Genomic DNA, 18,802 nt, shown 5'->3' with positions numbered 1-18,802 from the left:
GCCGCTGGGCCCTCCGCCCGCCAAACGCACTGCAAGAGACCTGGTCTGGTCCTGGTCCGATCGGTACGATGGTTGCATGACCGATGTGATTCCCATCTCAGAGGCGAAGGCCAACCTCAGCAGGTTGGTGAAGCGCGCCCACGCGGGCGAAGTGATCTACCTTGGGGCCTACGGCATCGCCGAAGCGGTGCTTGCTCCCGTTCCCGTCCGCCCCAGCATCGTCATCGGCGCCTGGACAGACAAGCGTGTCGCAGACTTCGACTATGCCGACGAAGGTCTCATCGGGCCCGATCCGGAAGTCGCCGAGGCCTTCGAGGCGGCGACCAACTCGGCGCTGCCATGAGATTCCTGCTCGACTCCCACGTGCTTGTTTGGCTGCTTTTCGCCCCTGAGATGGTGGGCAGGGAGGCGAAAGAGGCATTGGAGACCGCCGAAAAGGCATCGATTTCCACCGTGTCACTGTGGGAACTCACCTTGAAGCACGCGAAGGGGAGACTGCCGCATAGCCCGGAGCAGCTCACCGCCGGCGTAGCGACGGTCGGCGCCGATGAGCTTGCCATCAGCCATCGTCATCTCGTCTCTCTGCCGCAGGTCGAGCTGCCTCATGGAGACCCTTTCGACGCCATGCTGATCGCCCAGTCGCACACCGACGGACTTACTCTGCTCACCGCCGACCGGCATCTACTCAACTCCCGTTACGCCACGATGGACGTCCGCCAGTGAACTGAGGTGCTGCGGGTTATACAACGCGAAACCGCTCAACTGCGGACTCGCCATGCAAAACTAGCTAACACCTTCGTCTACCCGTCGAGAGATCCCGGAGCAGCCGCGATGACCAGTGCCCGCGACAACTACCGACTGGCCCCAGCAACCTGGGTCGCCGGCTCGTCAGACGTCGGCCTGCGGCACGGCACGAACCAGGACGCGATGAGCCTCGCGGTCAGGGAGAATCCCAGGCAGGCCGTGATCGTCGTCGCCGACGGTGTGAGCACCGCGTTCGGATCAGAGGCTGCCTCCCTCGCCGCAGTCGAGGCGTGCGGCGCCTCCCTGTCGCGCTCGCTCGAGCAAGGCCCGCCCGGAGCCCCGGAGTTCGGCACCGCATTCACCACCGCGAACGACGCCGTCTTCGCGATCGCAGGCCAGGACGAGCCGTCGGCCTGCACGCTCATCGCCGCCGTCGTCTCGCCCGGTGCGATCATCGTCGGCAACGTCGGGGACTCGCGGGCCTACTGGATCGGCGACGACGGCGCCTCGCTCCAACTGACCGCCGACGACTCGATGGCCGCCGCCCGGATGATGATGGGAATGACCAGGGAAGAGGCCGAGAACTCGCACCAGGCCCACGCGATCCTGCGCTGGCTCGGTCGCGGCACGCCCGACGTGACACCCACCATGAACACGCTGCGTCCCGATGGAGCCGGTTGGCTGCTGGTCTGCACCGACGGCTTGTGGAACTACGCGAGCGCTCCCGAGGATCTCGCCCACGTCTTCCACGGGGTAGCAGAACGAAACGACCACCCCGCAGAGATCGCCGACGGCCTGGTCACGTGGGCCAACGAACAGGGTGGCAAGGACAACGTCACCGTCGTCGTGGTGCGCTGCTGACACGCTTCTTTTTCGAGTGGCTAGAGTGGTCCGCGAAGCATCATCCGGCCCGCGCCCGGCGCGAGCGAGACTACGAAAGCGAAACGCATGGAGATCAAGATCGGCATCAGCGACGTCCCCCGCGACGTCACCATCGAGACCGAGGCGACGGCCGACGAGATCACCGCCAGCCTGGCGGCGGCGATCGAGAAGCAGGGTCTCTTCGAGCTGACCGATGCCAAGGGCCGACGTGTGGTGGTGCCCGCCGTGAAGGTTGCCTATCTCGATCTGGGGGCCCCGTCTGCGCGTCCCGTCGGCTTCGGCGTCGTCTGAGAGACGCTGTGGGCGGTTCCACGGAACCACTCTGTTCGTCCGGTTCGGGGCTCTGTTTCTCCGGTTCACGGAAAAGGGAGTACAGTGAGCCGCGTATGTCCCTGGGCTGGCGCCTCTGCGCTGCCCTTCGTCGGTCACGAGTGCGTGATCCGCACCGGCCGACCCGATCGTGAGGTAACACCCTGACCGAGCAACTTGCCCCGAGCGAAGAGACCTTCGCCGACCTGGGCGTCAACGAGTCCATCACATCCGCCCTCGCCGAGGCCGGCATCGTGCATCCCTTCCCCATCCAGGCGCTGGCTATCCCGCTCGCCCTCGGCGGCACCGACCTGATCGGCCAGGCCCGCACCGGCACCGGCAAGACGCTGGCCTTCGGCACCTCCATGCTGCACCGCATGGAACTGCTGAACGAGGATGAGCCCGCCACCCACGGCAAGCCCCGCGGCCTGGTGGTCTGCCCCACCCGCGAGCTCGCCCTGCAGGTCGGACGCGACCTCGCCGTCGCCGGCGCCAAGCTGAACACCCGCGTGCTCACCATCTACGGCGGCACCGGCTACGACGAGCAGATCAACACCCTCGCCGCCGGCGTCGACGTGGTTGTCGGCACGCCCGGGCGCCTGCTCGACCTGGTGCAGCGCCGCAACCTCGATCTCAGCGAGATCCAGGTGCTGGTGCTCGACGAGGCCGACGAGATGCTCGATCTCGGCTTCCTCCCCGACGTGGAGCGGATCCTGGCGAAGACGCCGAAGTCGCGCCAGACCATGCTGTTCTCGGCCACCATGCCGGTGCCGATCCTCACCCTGGCCCGCGCCACTCTCAACCGCCCGGTGAACATCCGCGCCGAGGGCGAGAACGCCAAGGCCACGGTGCCCGACATCGACCAGTTCATCTACCAGGCGCACGATCTGGACAAGCCCGAGATCATCGCCCGCGTCGTGCAGGCCGAGGACGCTGGCAAGGTGATGGTGTTCTGCCGCACCAAGCGCGCAGCGCAGCGTCTCAGCGACGAACTGGTCGACCGCGGTTTCGCCGCCGCTGCCATCCACGGCGACCTCAACCAGGCGGCCCGCGAGCGCGCGCTCAAGAAGTTCCGCGCCGGCACCATCAAGGTGCTCGTCGCCACCGACGTCGCCGCCCGCGGCATCGACATCACCGGCGTCACGCACGTGGTCAACAACGAGTGCCCCGACACCGACGCCACCTACGTGCACCGCATCGGCCGCACCGGCCGCGCCGGAAACAGCGGCGTCGCCATCACGCTGGTCGACTGGCAGGACGTGCAGCGCTGGAAGCTGATCGACAAGGCGCTCGAGCTGGGCAAGGGCGATATCCCCGAGACCTACTCCTCCTCCCCTCACCTCTACACCGACCTGAACATCCCGGAAGGCACGAAGGGCCGGGTGCCGGGCACCCGCTCGCATCACCGCGACCACGAGCCGAAGCGCGAGCGCGACGGTGAGCAGCCCCGCGCCCGCCGTCGCCGCACCCGCGGTGGGGAACGTTCGGAGCACGGCGCGAAGGATCACGCGCCCGCGCCCGCCGAGCGTGCGGATGGCGAAGCAGCGCGCACCCGGCGTCGCCGTCGTCGCACCCGCGGTGGCGTCGAGGTGAGCAAGCCCGCCGAGTAAGGGCACCGTAAGAGGGGTTCGGTCAGATTCTCAGGTTGCAGCTTGGTAACCATTTCCGCGCCAAGCCGCCTAGCCAGGCTTCCTTCTGGAATAGTGGTGCAGTGAGTTCCACATCCGACTTGGGAGGACACCTTGACCACTTCACTTCGTAAGAAGCTGATCAGCGTGGCGGGCTCCGCCGCGCTGGTCTTCGGCCTGGCGTCGTGCGGCGAAGCACCGCCGGCCGATCCTGGTACCGACTCGACCACTGGCGCGACCAACACGGCCACCAACGCGCCCGGTGGCGAAAATGCCGACTTCAAGGCCTGCATGGTCTCCGACGAGGGCGGCTTCGACGACAAGTCCTTCAACGAGGCCGGCTACAACGGCCTGAAGAAGGCCGAGTCGGAGTTCGGCATCAAGGTCACCACCACCGAGTCGAAGAACGCCAACGACTACGCGGCCAACCTGGACGGCCTCGTCGCCGACAATTGCAACCTGATCATCTCGGTGGGCTTCATGCTGAGCGCCCCCACGATCGAGCTCGCCAAGAACAACCCCGACGTGCACTTCGCCATCATCGACGACCGCGCCGACAATGAGCCCGAGGGTGCGCCCGATGGCAAGCCCGACTCCGACAACATCAAACCCATGGTCTTCGACACGGTCGGGGCCGCCTTCCTCGGTGGCTACGCGGCCGCGTCGTACTCCAAGTCCGGCAAGGTTGCCACCTTCGGCGGCGGCAAGATCCCGCCGGTGACCATCTTCATGGATGGCTTCGCCCAGGGCGTGGCCTACTTCAACAAGGAGAAGGGCAAGGACGTCCAGGTGCTCGGCTGGGACGTCGCGAAGCAGGACGGCCTGTTCACCGGTTCCTTCGAGGCCACCGATGGTGCCAAGCAGGTGGCCCAGGGCCTGATCGATCAGGGCGCCGACGTGCTGCTGCCCGTGGGCGGACCGATCTACCAGTCCGCCGCCCAGGCGATCCGCGATTCGAAGGAAGACATCGTGCTGCTCGGCGTCGACTCCGATGTCGCGATCTCCGATCCCACCGTCTCCGATCTGATGCTGGTCTCGATCCAGAAGGGTATTGAGGTCGCCGTGCACGAGGCGGTCGCCTCCGCAGTGAGCGGCAGCTACGATACCTCGCTCTACATCGGAACCCTGGAGAACGGCGGCGTGCTGCTGGGCGAGTTCCACGACTTCGATTCGAAGATCGACCCGGCGCTGAAGGGCGAGCTCGAGACGGTCAAGGCCGGCCTCATCGATGGCTCGATCGAGGCGACGTCGGTCTCCTCGCCGTAGACCCGCACACGTAAAACGGGTGGGCATCCTTCGGGTGCCCACCCGTTTCGTTTCCCCGAAAGCGCCAAGACTTCATAGTCCTGTTACAGGATTGCCCTTGTTAGGGGCTCTTTCTCGCTAGATTAACCCCCATGACGCTTGAACTGCGCTCGATTACCAAGAGATTCGGGGCCTTGGTAGCCAACGATGCCATCGACCTAGAGGTCAGACCCGGCGAGATCCACGCCCTTCTCGGTGAGAACGGCGCCGGAAAGTCGACGCTGATGAACGTGCTCTACGGGCTCTATCAGGCCGACGAGGGCGAGATCCTCATCGACGGCGAGGTCCAGCACTTCAGCGGCCCCGGCGACGCCATGAATGCCGGCATCGGCATGGTTCACCAGCACTTCATGCTGGTGCCGGTGTTCACCGTGGCCGAGAACGTGATGCTCGGCCATGAGGAGACCGGCTTCGCCGGCCGGCTGAACCTCGAGGCCGCCCGCACGCGGGTGCTCGAGGTGGCGGCCCGATTCGGCTTCCACATCGATCCCGATGCGATCGTCGAGGATCTTCCCGTCGGGGTTCAGCAACGCGTCGAGATCATCAAGTCGCTTTCCCGCGACGCCAAGTTCCTGGTCTTCGACGAGCCCACCGCCGTGCTCACCCCGCAGGAGACCGACGAGCTGATGCAGATCATGCGCCAGCTGCGCGACGAGGGTGCGGCCATCGTGTTCATCACCCACAAGCTGCGCGAGGTCCGCGAGGTGGCCGACCGGATCACGGTCATCCGGCGCGGCAAGGTGATGGGCGAGGCCAGCCCCACCTCCAGCAACAACGAACTCGCCGCGCTGATGGTGGGCCGCGCCGTCGAGCTCACAGTGCAGAAGGATCCGCCGAAGATCGGTCAAGGCGGGCTCGTCCTCGACGACCTGTTGATCACCGATGATCTCGGCCACGTCCTGGTCAATCACGTCAGCCTCACCGTCCGCCCCGGCGAGGTGCTGGCCATCGCCGGCGTGCAAGGCAACGGACAGACAGAACTCACCGAGGCGCTGCTGGGTCTGCAATCCAACATGCGGGGCAGCATCAGCCTGGACGGCAAGGAACTGCGCGGCCGCAGCGTCAACCAGATCATCAACGCCGGCGTCGGTTTCGTCCCCGAAGACCGCAACGTCGACGGCCTCGTCGGACAGTTCACAGTCGCGGAGAACCTGATCCTTAACCGCACAGACGATCCCGCCTTCGTCAGTGCCGGCACGATCAAGCGCGGAGCCCTGGACCGGTTCGCCAAGGACAAGATCGACGAGTACGACATCCGCACCCAAGGCGCCTACCAAGCGGCCGGCAGCCTCTCCGGCGGCAACCAGCAGAAGGTCGTGATCGCACGCGAACTCAGCCGCGAGCTCAAGCTCTTCGTCGCATCGCAGCCCACCCGCGGCGTCGACGTCGGATCGATCGAGTTCATCCATAAACGCATCATCGAAGCTCGCGATTCCGGCGTGCCCGTCGTGCTGGTCTCCACCGAGCTCGACGAGGTCTCGGCCCTCGCCGATCGGATCGCCGTGATGTACCGCGGCGCCGTGATCGGAATCGTTCCCGGCAACGCATCCCGCGAGACCCTGGGCCTCATGATGGCCGGCGACGTTCCCGAAGGAGTGGGCGCATGACCGCGCAGACCCAGACCCCCGCCACCGACCAGCGCGCCAAGCCCTCGGTGATGCAACAGATCGTCAACTCGTCGGTGCTCACCACTGTGCTGGCGATCATCGTCTCGATGGTGATCGGCGGCATCCTGATCGCCTTCACCGACGAGGACGTGCGCCGCACCTCCGGTTACTTCTTCAGCCGGCCCGGCGATACCTTCGCCGCGCTCTGGGACGCGGTCGCCGGTGGCTACGCGGCACTGTTCCGCGGCGCGATCTACAACTACGAGGCCAACAGCTTCGTGCGTGCGATCAAGCCGATCACCGACACCCTCAACTTCGCGACGCCGCTGATCACCGCCGGCCTCGGCGTCGGGTTGGCCTTCCGGGTCGGCCTGTTCAACATCGGCGGCCGCGGTCAGATGCTGATCGGCGCGGCCTCGGCAGGCGTCGTCGCCTTCTTCTTCGAAGCGCCCTTCGTGATCCACCTGCCGCTGACCATCCTGGCCGGCGTCCTCGGCGGGGCGATCTGGGGTGGCGTGGTGGGCTTCCTCAAGGCGCGCACCGGCGCGCACGAGGTGATCTTGACCATCATGCTCAACTTCGTGGCCTACTACTTCATCTCCTGGCTGCTCTCCACGCCCGGCATGCTGATGCGCCCTGGCGGCAACCAGCCCATCTCACCCGCGACGCCGGAGAGCGCGCAGTTCCCGCTGCTGTTCTCGGCACCGCTCACCACGAACTGGGGCTTCATCGTCGCAGTGGCCGCCACGGCCTTCGTGTGGTGGCTGATGGAACGCTCGGCCCTCGGCTTCCGAATGCGGGCGGTGGGTGAGAACCCGCATGCCGCCCGCACCGCCGGCATCAACGTCGAGCGGATCATCTTCTACGCCATGGCCTTCGCCGGTGCCCTGGCGGGCCTGGCGGGCGTGAACCAGATGGCCGGCACCATCACCAGCGGCTTCGCCTCCCACATCGACGCGGGCATCGGCTTCGACGCCATCACGGTGGCACTGCTCGGCCGCAGCCGAGCGTGGGGCGTGCTGGCCGCCGGCATCTTGTTCGGTGCGCTGAAAGCAGGCAGCTTCACCATGCAGATCTCCCAAGGTATCCCCGTCGACATCGTCCTGGTGGTGCAGTCGTTCATCGTGCTGTTCATCGCCGCTCCCCCGCTGGTCAGGTCGATGTTCTTCCTGAACCGCACCTCCAAGCGCCAGAAGAAGGAGGCGTGATGTCCACCGTGACCGCCCCGTCGCCCGCGGCGAGCGCCGCTCCGATCGTCGTGCCTCCGCTGAGTCTCAAGGCCCCTCTCACGTTCACCGTGGTGGCGCTGCTGACCAGCCTGCTGGCCTTCGTCTGGCCCCGCCAGGGAGAGAGCACCTTCCGGCTGTCCGATCGCACCTCATCGGTGGCCGTTCCTGATCTGGTGATCCCGACCGGCACCACGGTGCTGGTGTGCGTCGTCGTGATGCTGGTCATCGCCGCCGCGTCATGGTGGTTCGCGCTGAGCCGCCGCCGCGCGCCACTGTGGATCGTGATCGTCTTCGGTCTGGTGGGTGTTTTCGCCTTCCTCACCTGGTCGGCCGCCGGCGGCATGGTGCCCACCACCGGCCTGCTGTTCGGCGCGATCTCGCTGTCGGTGCCGCTGATCTTCGGTGCCCTCGGCGGCGTGATCGGCGAGCGGGTGGGCGTGGTCAACGTCGCCATCGAGGCGCAGTTCCTGCTCGCCGCCTTCACCAGCGCTCTGGTCGCCACCGTCACCGGCAGCTATGTCGCCGGCCTGCTCGGTGCCGTGGTGGGCGGCGTGCTGGTGGCGGCTGTGCTGGCAGTGTTCGCCATCAAATACGTGGTGGAGCAGGTGATCATCGGCGTGGTGCTGAACGTGCTGGTCACCGGCCTCACCAGCTTCCTGCACGGCGCCATCATGGCACCCAATAGCGCAACCTTGAACGCTCCGCCGCGGTTCCCCCGCTGGGCGATCCCCGGGCTGAGCGAGATCCCTGTGGTCGGGCCCGTGCTGTTCAATCAGACCTTGATCGTCTACATCGCCTACGTGCTGGTGCCGGTGATCACCTGGGCGCTCTACCGATCCAAGTGGGGCCTGCGGCTCCGCGCCTGCGGCGAGCACCCCAAGGCGGCGGACACCGTCGGCATCAAGGTGAACCCCACTCGCTTCTGGAATCTTCTGTTGGCCGGTGCCATCGCCGGTATCGGCGGCGCTTACTTCACGCTCGGCGCGGTGGGGGCCTTCGACAAGGAGATGACCGGCGGCCTGGGCTTTATCGCGCTGGGCGCCGTGATCTTCGGTGGCTGGGACCCGCTGCGCGCGACGCTGGCTGCCCTGCTGTTCGGCTTCACCACCAACCTGCAGAACCTGCTGGGCAACCTTGGCTCCCCCATCCCCAGCGAGTTCATGTCGATGCTGCCCTACATCGTCACCGTGCTCGCCGTGGTGGGCTTCGCCGGCAGGTCCAGGCCTCCGGCGGCCAGCGGCGTCGCCTACGTGAAGCAGTAGCGTGGCCGAGATCGACTGGGATCTGCTGCAGGCTGCGGCGGTCGAGGCGTCGGCCTCGGCCTACGTGCCCTACTCGCATTACCCCGTGGGTGCCGCGGCATTGACCGACGACGGCCGCCTGGTGACGGGCTGCAACGTGGAGAACGCCTCCTACGGGCTGACTCTCTGCGCGGAATGCGGGCTGGTCAGTGCCCTGCATCGCGGTGGCGGTGGACGGCTGGCTGCGTTCTGCTGCGTCAACGGCGCCGCCGAGATCATCATGCCCTGCGGGCGCTGCCGCCAACTGCTGTACGAACACGCTGCTCCCGGCATGCGGCTGCTCACCATCTCCGGTGTGCGCACCATGGATGAGGTCTTACCGGACGCATTCGGTCCCCGAGATTTGGAGGCGATTTAAATGAACATCGAACCCTTCGACGCCGTCGACGTGATCCACGCCAAGCGCGACGGCAAGTCCGTCGACGAGGCAGCGCTGCGGTGGATGGTGGACGCGTATACCCGCGGCTACGTGTCCGACGCCCAGATGGCATCCTTCGCGATGGCGGTCTTCCAGCGCGGCATGAGCCGCGATGAGATCCGGGTGCTCACCGACGCGATGATCGCCTCCGGCGAGCGGATGAGCTTTGCCGCCTTGGGCAAGCCCACCGTCGACAAGCACTCCACGGGCGGCGTCGGTGACAAGATCACGCTGCCGCTGGCGCCGCTGGTCGCGTGCTTCGACGTGGCGGTGCCGCAGCTCTCCGGCCGCGGGCTCGGCCACACCGGTGGCACGCTCGACAAGCTGGAGTCCATCCCCGGCTGGCGCGCCGCGCTCAGCAACGAGGAGATCTTCACCCAGCTGCAGGGCGATGTCGGCGCGGTGATCTGCGCCGCCGGCACCGGCCTGGCACCTGCCGACAAGAAGCTGTATGCCCTGCGCGACGTGACGGGCACCGTCGAGGCCATCCCGCTGATCGCGTCGTCGATCATGTCGAAGAAGATCGCCGAGGGCACCGGCGCGCTGGTGCTCGACGTGAAGTTCGGCTCCGGCGCCTTCATGAAGGAACTGGATCGCGCCCGCGAACTGGCGCAGACGATGGTCGCGCTCGGCACGGACTCCGGCGTGGCCACCACGGCCCTCCTCACCGACATGTCGGTGCCGCTGGGGTTGGCCATCGGCAACGCCAACGAGGTGCGGGAGTCGGTAGAGGTGCTCGCCGGCGGCGGGCCTGCGGACATTCGCGAGCTCACCGTCGCCCTCGCCCGGGAGATGCTGGCTCTCACCGGCAAGCCGGACGCCGACGTGGAGGCCGCCCTCGACGATGGCCGCGCGATGGACATCTGGCGGGCCATGATCCGAGCCCAGGACGGCGACCCGGACGCTCCCCTGCCGGTGGCACGCGAGACACACACCGTGCTGGCTCCGCGCTCCGGCTACGTCACCCGTATGGAGGCGCTGCCCTTCGGCGTCGCCGCCTGGCGTCTGGGCGCCGGCCGCGCCCGCGCCGAAGACCTCGTGGTGCACGCCGCCGGCGTCGACCTGCACGCCAAGCCCGGCGATGCCATCACGGAAGGCCAGCCGCTGTTCACCCTCTCGGCCGACGACGAGGCCCGTTTCGCTCGGGCTTTGGAGTCGGTGGAAGGCGCCTGGGAGATCGGCGACGAACCCCCGTCCTCCGCCCCGCTCGTCCGCGAACGCATCACCGCCTGACGCCGCGGTGTTTGCGCGTCAGTAGACCATCTGCATCGCCGACTGGACCTCGCTCAAGGTCTGGTCGGCGATCTGGTTGGCGCGACGGTTGCCGTCGGCGAGCACATTCTGCAGGTACTGACGATCGGCCACCAGCTCGGCGCGCAGCGCGCGATGCGGGGCGAAGCGCTCGTTGACCGCCTCGGTCACCAGCTTCTTCAGGCCGCCGCCGCCGGCGTCTCCGAGTTCGGCGGCCACTTCCTGCGGATCGCGGTCGGCGCACATGGCGGCGATGTTCACCAGGTTCGACACCTCGGGCCGGTTGGCCGGGTCATAGGTGATGTGACGATCGGAATCGGTCTTGGCCTTCTTGATCAGCTTGGCCGTCTGGTCGGCGTCGAAGCCCAGCTCGATGGTGTTGCCGCGCGACTTCGACATCTTGGCACCGTCGAGGCCGAGGATCGTTCCGCTGCGGCTGAGCAGCGCCTCGGGCTCCGGGAACACGGGCTGGGCGGCGTCGGCACGACCGTACCGCTCGTCGAAGCGGCGAGCGACGACGCGGGCCTGCTCGAGGTGCGGCAGCTGATCCTTGCCGACAGGCACCAGGTTGGCCTTGCAGAACAGGATGTCGGCCGCCTGGTGCACCGGGTAGGTCAGCATCAGGCCGGACATGGGACGCTCTCCGGTGAGGTCTAGCTCGGTCTTGACCGTCGGATTCCGGCGCAGCTCGGCGTCGGTGACGATCGACAGGAACGGCAGCATCAACTGGTTGAGCGCCGGCACCTGGGAGTGCGCGAAGAAGGTGACCTTCGACGGATCCAGCCCGGCGGCCAGGTAGTCGGCCAGCAGCGAGTAGACGCGCTCGCGGATGGGACCGACGCCGTCGCGATCGGTGATCACCTGGTAGTCGGCGATCAGCACCATCGTGTCGACGCCCAGCTGCGAGAGCCGCACCCGGTTCTCCAACGAACCGAAGTAATGACCGATGTGCAGGTTCCCCGTCGGACGGTCTCCGGTCAGGATGCGGAACTTGCCCGGATTGCTCCCCAGCTCCGCCTCGATCTCGCGGCTGCGAGCGGTGGAACGGGCGAGGGAGGCGTCCTCCTCGAAGTGGATCTCATCGGTCATGCGAGACACCCTATCGAACCCCGCACCACAGCGCCGAACGGCCCTTCGTCCGTCAGGCGAGCCCTCCCCGACGACGAATGCGGTTGATCAGATCGCGATAGGCCGAGGGGCGCGTGAGGTTGCCGCCGAGCGGATGGCCCTCCTTGCCGGTGCCGTGGAAGTCGCTCGACCCGGTGCGGATGAGGCCCAGCCGCCCACCGAGCTCGAACAGCAGCGAGCGCTCGTCCTCGTCGTGGTCCTCGTGGTCCACCTCGATGCCCTCCAGTTCGTGCTCGCGCGCCAGGAACTCCAGATACTCGGCGGTCATCACCGCACGGCCCTGCCTCCCCCAGGGGTGAGCGATCACGGCCACGCCCCTGGCTCGGTGGATGAGGTCGATGGCCCGCTCGACGGGGCACGCGTAACGAGTGACGAAACCCGGCTTGCCCTCCGCCAGCCACTCGTAGAAGGCCTGCTTGCGGCTCTTCACATAGCCTTTCTTGACCATGGTGTCGGCGACGTGCGGGCGCCCGACCGCCGGGGGCCACTGCGCCGTCTCGCGTACCTCGTCGGGGGTGATCTCCAGCCCGGCCTCAGTGAGCCGTCGGCACATCTCGGGCAGCCGGTCCATGCGGCCGGAACGGATCCTGGCCAGCTCCTCGCCCAACTCCTTGTCCGTCGGATCGCACCCGTAGCCCAGCAGATGCACCGAATGCCCGTCCTTGGCGGTGGACATCTCGATCCCGCCCAGCACGGTGAGTCCCATCCGCCGCCCGGCCTCCTGAGCCTCCTTCAGCCCGTCGAAGGTGTCGTGGTCGGTCAGCGCGATCACGGTGAGTCCGGCGGCCACGGCCTGCATCACGACCGACGTGGGGCTGTCGGTTCCGTCACTCACCTTCGAGTGGGTATGGAGGTCGATCTTCATGCCCCACATCCTAGGGCGACGCACCTGGCTGGCGCGGCGGATCTGCGGGTTGCCCCGCACCGCTACTCTTGGGCCTCATGGATCTCGCTTTCACCCACAAGTTCCAGGCCGAGCCGGCAAAGGTCGTCGACCTGTTCCGCAACGAGGCCTTCATCGCCGATCTTGCCAAGCACGCCGGCGCCACCAGCCACTCGGTGAGCATCTCCGACGATGCCACCTCGCTCGACATGCAGCTTCCGACGCCGGCCAACGTCGCCACCTTCATCGGCAAGACGGTGCGCCTGGTCATGCGCTTCGCGTTCAAGCCGTCCGGCGGAGATGGCAGCTACCAGGGCAACGTCGACGTCGACGTTCCCGGCATGCCCGTCGATGTGGCGGCCAAGGCCGTGCTGAAGCCCACCGCGAAGGGCTCGGAAGGCGTCTACTCGGGCACTCTGAAGGTGAAGATCCCGCTGGTGGGCAAGAAGGCGGAGGCGCAGATCGAGCCCTTCATCATCCGAGCCTTCAACCAGGTGGAGAAGCGCGCGAACCACTGGCTCAGCTGAACTCAGCTGAGCCCGCGGCGGTATTCGGCGACATCGTTCCAGAGCAGGTCGTGGGATTCCAGGAGTTCCTGGATCTCCGGCAGCTCCCACGCGTCGTCGATGCTGCGCCCGGCGGCAGCCGTCGCCGCTGCGTCGACGGAGACCCCCGGTGCGTCGCAGAACCATGCGGTCATGGCCGAGGGCGGGCACGACAGCAGCAGGCACTCCCCGTTGGCCGAGTCCTCCCCCGGCGCCACCAGACCCGGATCGACCTCGGCGACGATGATCGCCCGTTCGCCGAACTGGGCGAGTCCCGCGACGGATGCCAGCACCAAGGCCGCATACTCGGCGTCCTCGGTGGCCGAGGGCTCGTAGCCCAGCTCATCCAGCAGGTCGGGCGTCACAGTGAACGCCTGACGGTGAGCGATGGCCAGGTCGCCGTCGAAGGCGCTGAGCTCGGAGGACCGCACAGGGATGAAGACGAGTTGGCGCTGCATGGGGCAAGCCTACGGGAGGTCAGGCCATGCCGCCGACGCGAAGGCGGTAGCCTCACGGGTATGCGTTTCCTGAGGCCCCTCATGATTCCCCTGGTCGCGATCCTCGCGTTCACCGGCTGCTCCGGAACCACCGCCGAACCGGTGACGATCGACCTCACGGTTCCCGAAGGTGGGCTCGCCGAGACGATCCAGCAGAAGGTGCCCGTCGGCGCTCCGGTCACCCTGAACGTCACCACGGCGTTCGACGACGAGGTGCACCTGCACGGCTACGAGCTCAGCCTCGAGACGACGGCCGGCGTGCCCGGCCAGCTGACCTTCGACGCCGTGATGGCCGGCAGCTACGAGGTGGAATCGCACGTCACCGACGAGGTCTATATGCAGCTCGTCGTCCGATGATCCCCCTGCACGGCATCGCGTCGCGCCACGATCTCCCGCTGCCCTTCTGGTCGGTGCTGCTGGGCGCCGCCCTCGTCCTCGTCCTCACCTTCTGGGTGGGGATCTTCGCTTGGCGCACCCCGCGCTACGCCGAATCGCGTCTCATCGAACTGCCACGCCTGGGCCGCGTGGTCGACTCCCGCCTCACCACCATCGCGCTCTGGGCCGTGGCCGGTCACGTGTGGATACTGGCGGCGGCCGCTCTGCTGGCCGGGCCCGATCGCATCGACAATCCCGTGGTCGGCTTCATCTACGTGTGGCTCTGGGTGGGCCTCGTGGTGGCGTCGGTGCTCTTCGGACGTGTGTATGCGCGCATCAACCCCGCCCGAGCCCTCGTCGGCACCGGGCGTGGCGAGGCCACGAGCACCATTGCTCCCGCCGCGCTCGCACTGCTGGCATTTCTCTACCTGGAGCTGGTCCATCCCGACGGCGCCACGCTCCCCGCTCTTCGGATCGCGTTCGCGACGCTCATGCTCTGGCTGCTCATCGGCCTCTGGCGTCGCGGCAAGGGGTGGATCACGACGGCCGACCCGTTCGACGCCTACGCCGGGGCCGTGGCGCGGATGTCGGTCTGGACGCGATCCGACCGCGGCGTGCTGGCGTACACGAGCCCCCTGTCCAACCTCGCGTCGTGGCGAGCCCCCTCGGGTCTGGCCCTCCTGAGCGTCGTGTTGCTCGGCGGCACTTTGTTCGACGCGCTGTCCAACACCGCCTGGTGGGTCAGGCTGCTGCAAAGGCAGGATGACGGGATGGCACATCCGCTGGGAGCGGTCGGTCTGCTGGGTTCGATCCTCTTCGTCGGACTGCTCTACCTGATCGGATGCCGGCCGCTCCGACGCGCCGATGGGCTGCCCCGGACCATGGACGCGCTCGCGCCGGGACTCGTCCCGCTGATGGTGGGGTACGCGCTGTCGCACTACGGCACCATGCTGTACCTGGAGGGCCAGCGCACGGCGCACCGGTTCAGCGACCCCTTGGGGCGCGGGTGGAATCTGTTCGGCGGCGCCGAGGCCGCACCCGATGTGACGCTGCTCGCGTTCCCCACCGCCATCGCCATCATGCAGGTGGCGCTGATCGTCGGCGGCCACGTCCTGGGTGTGCTCGTCACCCACGACATCTCCCTGCAGCGCGGCGCGGCCGTTCGGGCGCAGGTTCCGCTCCTAGTGGTGATGATCGGCTTCACCGTCGGCGGGCTTCTGCTGATGTTCGGCGCCTGACGAACCTGTTCGGGACACGCGGTCGAGGTGTTGCCCGAATGGCCGTCAGTGTTGCCCGAACCCCTGATGGTGTTGCCCGTTCGGCGCAGGTGTTGCCCGTTTTCCTGAACCCCTCTGGGGTTGGCGAGGGGACGCTTAGCGTCCCGGTATGAACCCGTCGCACTCGCTCACCGTCAAGATCGGCCGACCGCTCCCCGCCGTCCCCGCGCCTCCAGCTCCCGTTCCGCCGACGCCGGTCCCCCGCGTCGCCGAAGCGCTGGTGCGAGCCCTGTTCGAGTCGATGACCGGACGCCGTCCGCTGCATCAGCTGCGCCGCCTGGTGGCCGGCCCCGCGTTCGCGCGCCTGGCCCAGCACGCCGCCAGCGGCGCCTTCCGCACCGCGCGACTGGCCGGCATCCGCTTTCAGATGCCGACGCCCACCGCCGTCGAGGCCGTCGTGCGGCTCGCCGCGGCATCGCGCTGGCTGGTCTGCGTCATCAGGCTCGACCTGCGCGACTCCTGGGGATGCACCGACTTCGCGGTGCTCGGCTACGACGATGCCAAAGGGGCCCGCCCGTAGCACATCCGCTACGCGCGGGCCCCTCGGACTCAGGCGCGGTTCGCGGGTGCGCCGTGGCAGACCTTGAACTTCTTGCCGGAGCCGCAGTAGCAAGGCTGATTGCGACCGGGTTTGCTGCCGGCCTTGGCCGTCTGCTTCTTGGTGGTGGTCTGGCCGCCCTGCTCGTCGGGAGCGGTGTAGCTGAGGTTCTGCGCCTCGCGGCCCTCCAGCCCCTTGGCCAGCGCGGCGGGACGGGTCTTCTCTACGACATCGACGGGTTCGCCGTCGTCGTCGGTGACCAGACCGACCTCGATCTCGTCCTCGTCTCCAGCCGCGGAGGTCTTCACCTCGAGGTTGAACAGGTACCCGACGACCTCCTCCATGAACGCGGCCATCATGGCGTTGAACATGTCGCCGCCCTCGCGCTGGTACTCGGTGAGCGGGTCGCGCTGAGCCATGGCGCGCAGGCCGATGCCCTCGCGCAGGTAGTCCATCTCGTAGAGGTGCTCGCGCCACTTGCGATCGAGCACGGTGAGCAGCACCTGGCGCTCCAGCTCGCGCATGGTCTCGGAGCCCAGCTGCGCCTCGCGTGCGTCGTAGGCGCGGACGATGTCCTCGACGAACATCTCCACCATCTCACCCTGGTCGATCGAGTCGTCGTCCAGATCGTGAACGGTGATCGTGGTGGGATAGAGCGTGCGCACCTCGGTGACCAAGGTGTCCAGATCCCAGTCCTCGGGCAGCGAGTTGGTGTGCGAGCGCACGACGTCGGAGACCACTCGCACCGCGGTGTCGCGCAGCTGCTGCGAGACGTCCTCGCCGTCCAGCACGCGACGCCGGTCGCCGTAGATGGCGTGGCGCTGACGGTTCATCACGTCGTCGTACTTCAGGACGTTCTTGCGGATCTCGAAGTTCTGCGCCTCGACCTGCTTCTGCGCCGACTCGATCGACTTCGACACCGACCTGGCGTCGATCGGGACATCGTCGGGCACCTTGAGCATCAGCATCGCGCGCTCCATCAGCTCCGGACGGAACAGGCGCATCAGATCGTCGGTGAGCGATAGGTAGAAGCGGGACTCGCCGGGGTCGCCCTGACGGCCGGAACGACCGCGCAGCTGGTTGTCGATGCGGCGCGACTCGTGGCGCTCGGAGCCGATCACGTACAGGCCGCCCGCGGCGACCACCTCGTCGTGCTCGGCGGCCACCTGCTGCTCCAGCTGCTTCAGCGTCGCCGGCCATTCGGCCTCGTACTCGTCGGGGGTCTCGACCGGATCGAGGCCGGCCTTGCGCAGCTGCAGGTCGGCCAGGAACTCGGGGTTGCCGCCCAGCATGATGTCGGTGCCTCGGCCGGCCATGTTGGTGGACACCGTGACCGCGCCCTTCCGGCCGGCCTCTGCCACGATCGCGGCCTCGCGCTCGTGGTGCTTGGCGTTGAGCACCTGGTGCGGCACTCCCGCCTGCTTCAGCATCTTCGAGATCACCTCGGACTTCGCCACCGACGCGGTGCCCAGCAGGATCGGCTGGCCGTTGTCGTGGCGGCCCTTCACGTCCGCGACGATGGCCTGGTACTTGGCCTCCTCGGTGCGGTAGATCAGGTCGGCCTGATCGACGCGGACCATCGGGCGGTTGGTGGGGATCGGGATCACGCCGAGGCCGTAGATCTTCTGGAACTCGGATTCCTCGGTCTTGGCCGTACCGGTCATGCCGGCCAGCTTGTCGTACATGCGGAAGTAGTTCTGCAGCGTGATCGTGGCGAGCGTCTGGTACTCGTCCTTGATCTGGACGCCTTCCTTGGCCTCCAGCGCCTGGTGCAGGCCCTCGTTGTAGCGGCGGCCGGCCAGGGTGCGTCCGGTGTGCTCGTCGACGATCAGGATCTCGCCGTCGGGCGTGACCACGTAGTCCTTGTCGCGCTTGAAGAGCTCCTTGGCCTTGATCGCGTTGTTCAGGTACGAGATCAGCGGCGTGTTGGCCGACTCGTAGAGGTTGTCGATGCCCAGCCGGTCCTCGACCTTCTCGATGCCGGGGGCAAGGATGGCGACGGTGCGCTTCTTCTCGTCCACCTCGTAGTCGGCGGTCAGGTCGTTGTCGTCCTTGCGGCGGCGAAGATTCAGCACCATGCGGGAGAACACCGGGTACCAGTCGTGGTTGTCCTCGGCCGGGCCGGAGATGATCAGCGGGGTGCGGGCCTCGTCGATCAGGATCGAGTCGACCTCGTCGACGATGGCGTAATGGTGGCCGCGCTGCACCATGTCTTCCTTGCGCAACGCCATGTTGTCGCGCAGGTAGTCGAAGCCGAACTCGTTGTTGGTGCCGTAGGTGATGTCGCACGCATAGGCCTTGCGACGCTGATCCGGCGTCATCTGCGACAGGATCGCGCCGGTCTCCAGGCCGAGGAAGTGGTGCACGCGGCCCATCTGCTCGGACTGGTACTTGGCCAGGTAGTCGTTGGTGGTGACGACGTGCACGCCCTTGCCGGACAGCGCGTTGAGGTAGGCCGGCAGGGTGCCGACCAGGGTCTTGCCCTCACCGGTCTTCATCTCGGCGATGTTGCCCCAGTGCAGCGCGGCACCACCCATCATCTGCACGTCGAAGTGGCGCTTGTCGAGCACCCGGACGGCCGCCTCGCGGACGGTGGCAAAGGCCTCCGGCATGATGCGGTCAAGGGTCTCGCCCTTGGCGATCCGCGCTCGGAACTCGTCGGTCATGGCGCGCAGCTCCGCATCGCTCATCGACCTGAAGTCCTCTTCGATGGAGTTGACTTGGTCAGCCACCTTCTTGAGCTTGCGCAACTGCGCGTTTGAGCCAACGCTGCTCAGGAAGTCCATAAAACCCACGTCGATCGTCCTCACATCTCACGTAAACGTACCGTCGGCAATCCTAGCCTCCTGCTTCACTCCTCCCAACAAACGACCGCCCGGCGCTCC

19 protein-coding genes are annotated in these 18,802 nt (G+C 67.2%); 15 read left to right on the top strand and 4 right to left on the bottom strand.

Features of this window, described 5'->3' with window-relative positions:
* Nucleotides 1-76 precede the first annotated feature (76 nt).
* The 11 genes from P0D62_RS08900 (at nucleotide 77) to P0D62_RS08850 (ending at nucleotide 10,656) form a co-directional block, all read left to right on the top strand.
* Complete coding sequence (locus P0D62_RS08900; RefSeq protein WP_275702283.1) at nucleotides 77-343, top strand: type II toxin-antitoxin system Phd/YefM family antitoxin; 267 nt, start codon at nucleotides 77-79, stop codon at nucleotides 341-343.
* Nucleotides 340-723: a type II toxin-antitoxin system VapC family toxin gene (locus tag P0D62_RS08895; protein ID WP_275702282.1), complete on the top strand. Its 384-nt coding sequence runs from the start codon at nucleotides 340-342 to the stop codon at nucleotides 721-723. The genes P0D62_RS08900 and P0D62_RS08895 overlap by 4 nt, the downstream gene beginning before the upstream one ends.
* Nucleotides 724-831: 108 nt before the next feature.
* Nucleotides 832-1,605: a PP2C family protein-serine/threonine phosphatase gene (locus tag P0D62_RS08890; protein WP_275702281.1), complete on the top strand. Its 774-nt coding sequence runs from the start codon at nucleotides 832-834 to the stop codon at nucleotides 1,603-1,605.
* 87 nt (nucleotides 1,606-1,692) lie between these two features.
* Complete coding sequence (locus P0D62_RS08885) at nucleotides 1,693-1,917, top strand: DUF3107 domain-containing protein (protein ID WP_275702280.1); 225 nt, start codon at nucleotides 1,693-1,695, stop codon at nucleotides 1,915-1,917.
* A 182-nt stretch (nucleotides 1,918-2,099) separates the two neighbouring features.
* Nucleotides 2,100-3,545, top strand: coding sequence for a DEAD/DEAH box helicase (locus tag P0D62_RS08880; protein ID WP_275702366.1), 1,446 nt, complete (start codon nucleotides 2,100-2,102; stop codon nucleotides 3,543-3,545).
* A gap of 132 nt (nucleotides 3,546-3,677) precedes the next feature.
* Entirely contained in the window at nucleotides 3,678-4,829 is a 1,152-nt protein-coding gene (locus P0D62_RS08875; protein ID WP_275702279.1) for a BMP family lipoprotein, read from the top strand.
* A 131-nt stretch (nucleotides 4,830-4,960) separates the two neighbouring features.
* On the top strand, nucleotides 4,961-6,475 hold the full coding sequence (locus tag P0D62_RS08870) for an ABC transporter ATP-binding protein (RefSeq protein WP_275702278.1): 1,515 nt from the start codon (nucleotides 4,961-4,963) through the stop codon (nucleotides 6,473-6,475).
* Complete coding sequence (locus P0D62_RS08865) at nucleotides 6,472-7,683, top strand: ABC transporter permease (RefSeq protein ID WP_275702277.1); 1,212 nt, start codon at nucleotides 6,472-6,474, stop codon at nucleotides 7,681-7,683. The genes P0D62_RS08870 and P0D62_RS08865 overlap by 4 nt, the downstream gene beginning before the upstream one ends.
* Nucleotides 7,683-8,966: an ABC transporter permease gene (locus tag P0D62_RS08860; RefSeq protein WP_275702276.1), complete on the top strand. Its 1,284-nt coding sequence runs from the start codon at nucleotides 7,683-7,685 to the stop codon at nucleotides 8,964-8,966. Before P0D62_RS08865 ends, P0D62_RS08860 begins: the two co-directional genes overlap by 1 nt.
* 1 nt (nucleotide 8,967) lies before the next feature.
* A complete protein-coding gene (locus P0D62_RS08855) occupies nucleotides 8,968-9,363 on the top strand; it encodes a cytidine deaminase (RefSeq protein WP_275702275.1) in 396 nt (131 codons plus the stop codon).
* The gene (locus P0D62_RS08850; protein WP_275702274.1) at nucleotides 9,364-10,656 is read left to right on the top strand and encodes a thymidine phosphorylase; all 1,293 of its coding nucleotides are present in this window, start codon (nucleotides 9,364-9,366) and stop codon (nucleotides 10,654-10,656) included.
* 18 nt (nucleotides 10,657-10,674) lie between these two features.
* Here the strand turns inward: P0D62_RS08850 and trpS are convergent, their stop codons facing one another.
* Both trpS and P0D62_RS08840 read right to left on the bottom strand, forming a co-directional pair.
* Nucleotides 10,675-11,763, bottom strand: coding sequence for a tryptophan--tRNA ligase (trpS, locus tag P0D62_RS08845; RefSeq protein ID WP_275702273.1), 1,089 nt, complete (start codon nucleotides 11,761-11,763; stop codon nucleotides 10,675-10,677).
* Nucleotides 11,764-11,815: 52 nt separating this feature from the next.
* The gene (locus P0D62_RS08840; RefSeq protein WP_275702272.1) at nucleotides 11,816-12,667 is read right to left on the bottom strand and encodes a PHP domain-containing protein; all 852 of its coding nucleotides are present in this window, start codon (nucleotides 12,665-12,667) and stop codon (nucleotides 11,816-11,818) included.
* 77 nt (nucleotides 12,668-12,744) lie between these two features.
* On the opposite strand from P0D62_RS08840, the gene P0D62_RS08835 reads away from it, so the two are divergent.
* The gene (locus P0D62_RS08835) at nucleotides 12,745-13,212 is read left to right on the top strand and encodes a DUF2505 domain-containing protein (protein WP_275702271.1); all 468 of its coding nucleotides are present in this window, start codon (nucleotides 12,745-12,747) and stop codon (nucleotides 13,210-13,212) included.
* A 2-nt stretch (nucleotides 13,213-13,214) separates the two neighbouring features.
* Here the strand turns inward: P0D62_RS08835 and P0D62_RS08830 are convergent, their stop codons facing one another.
* Complete coding sequence (locus tag P0D62_RS08830; protein ID WP_275702270.1) at nucleotides 13,215-13,688, bottom strand: DUF6912 family protein; 474 nt, start codon at nucleotides 13,686-13,688, stop codon at nucleotides 13,215-13,217.
* Between the two features lie 60 nt (nucleotides 13,689-13,748).
* Between P0D62_RS08830 and P0D62_RS08825 the strand changes: the two genes are divergently transcribed.
* From P0D62_RS08825 to P0D62_RS08815, 3 genes are all read left to right on the top strand, one after another.
* Complete coding sequence (locus P0D62_RS08825) at nucleotides 13,749-14,084, top strand: hypothetical protein (protein WP_275702269.1); 336 nt, start codon at nucleotides 13,749-13,751, stop codon at nucleotides 14,082-14,084.
* The gene (locus P0D62_RS08820; RefSeq protein WP_275702268.1) at nucleotides 14,081-15,340 is read left to right on the top strand and encodes a hypothetical protein; all 1,260 of its coding nucleotides are present in this window, start codon (nucleotides 14,081-14,083) and stop codon (nucleotides 15,338-15,340) included. Before P0D62_RS08825 ends, P0D62_RS08820 begins: the two co-directional genes overlap by 4 nt.
* Before the next feature lie 148 nt (nucleotides 15,341-15,488).
* On the top strand, nucleotides 15,489-15,899 hold the full coding sequence (locus P0D62_RS08815; protein ID WP_275702267.1) for an Rv3235 family protein: 411 nt from the start codon (nucleotides 15,489-15,491) through the stop codon (nucleotides 15,897-15,899).
* Between the two features lie 29 nt (nucleotides 15,900-15,928).
* Here P0D62_RS08815 and secA read toward each other — a convergent pair whose 3' ends face one another.
* The gene (gene secA / locus P0D62_RS08810; protein ID WP_455153229.1) at nucleotides 15,929-18,712 is read right to left on the bottom strand and encodes a preprotein translocase subunit SecA; all 2,784 of its coding nucleotides are present in this window, start codon (nucleotides 18,710-18,712) and stop codon (nucleotides 15,929-15,931) included.
* Nucleotides 18,713-18,802 lie beyond the last annotated feature (90 nt).

Origin of the sequence: Tessaracoccus caeni (assembly GCF_029211185.1) — a bacterium.
Taxonomy (GTDB): domain Bacteria; phylum Actinomycetota; class Actinomycetes; order Propionibacteriales; family Propionibacteriaceae; genus Arachnia; species Arachnia caeni.
Note: the sequence above shows the minus strand (reverse complement) of the source record. Positions and strands in the feature narration are given on the sequence as shown.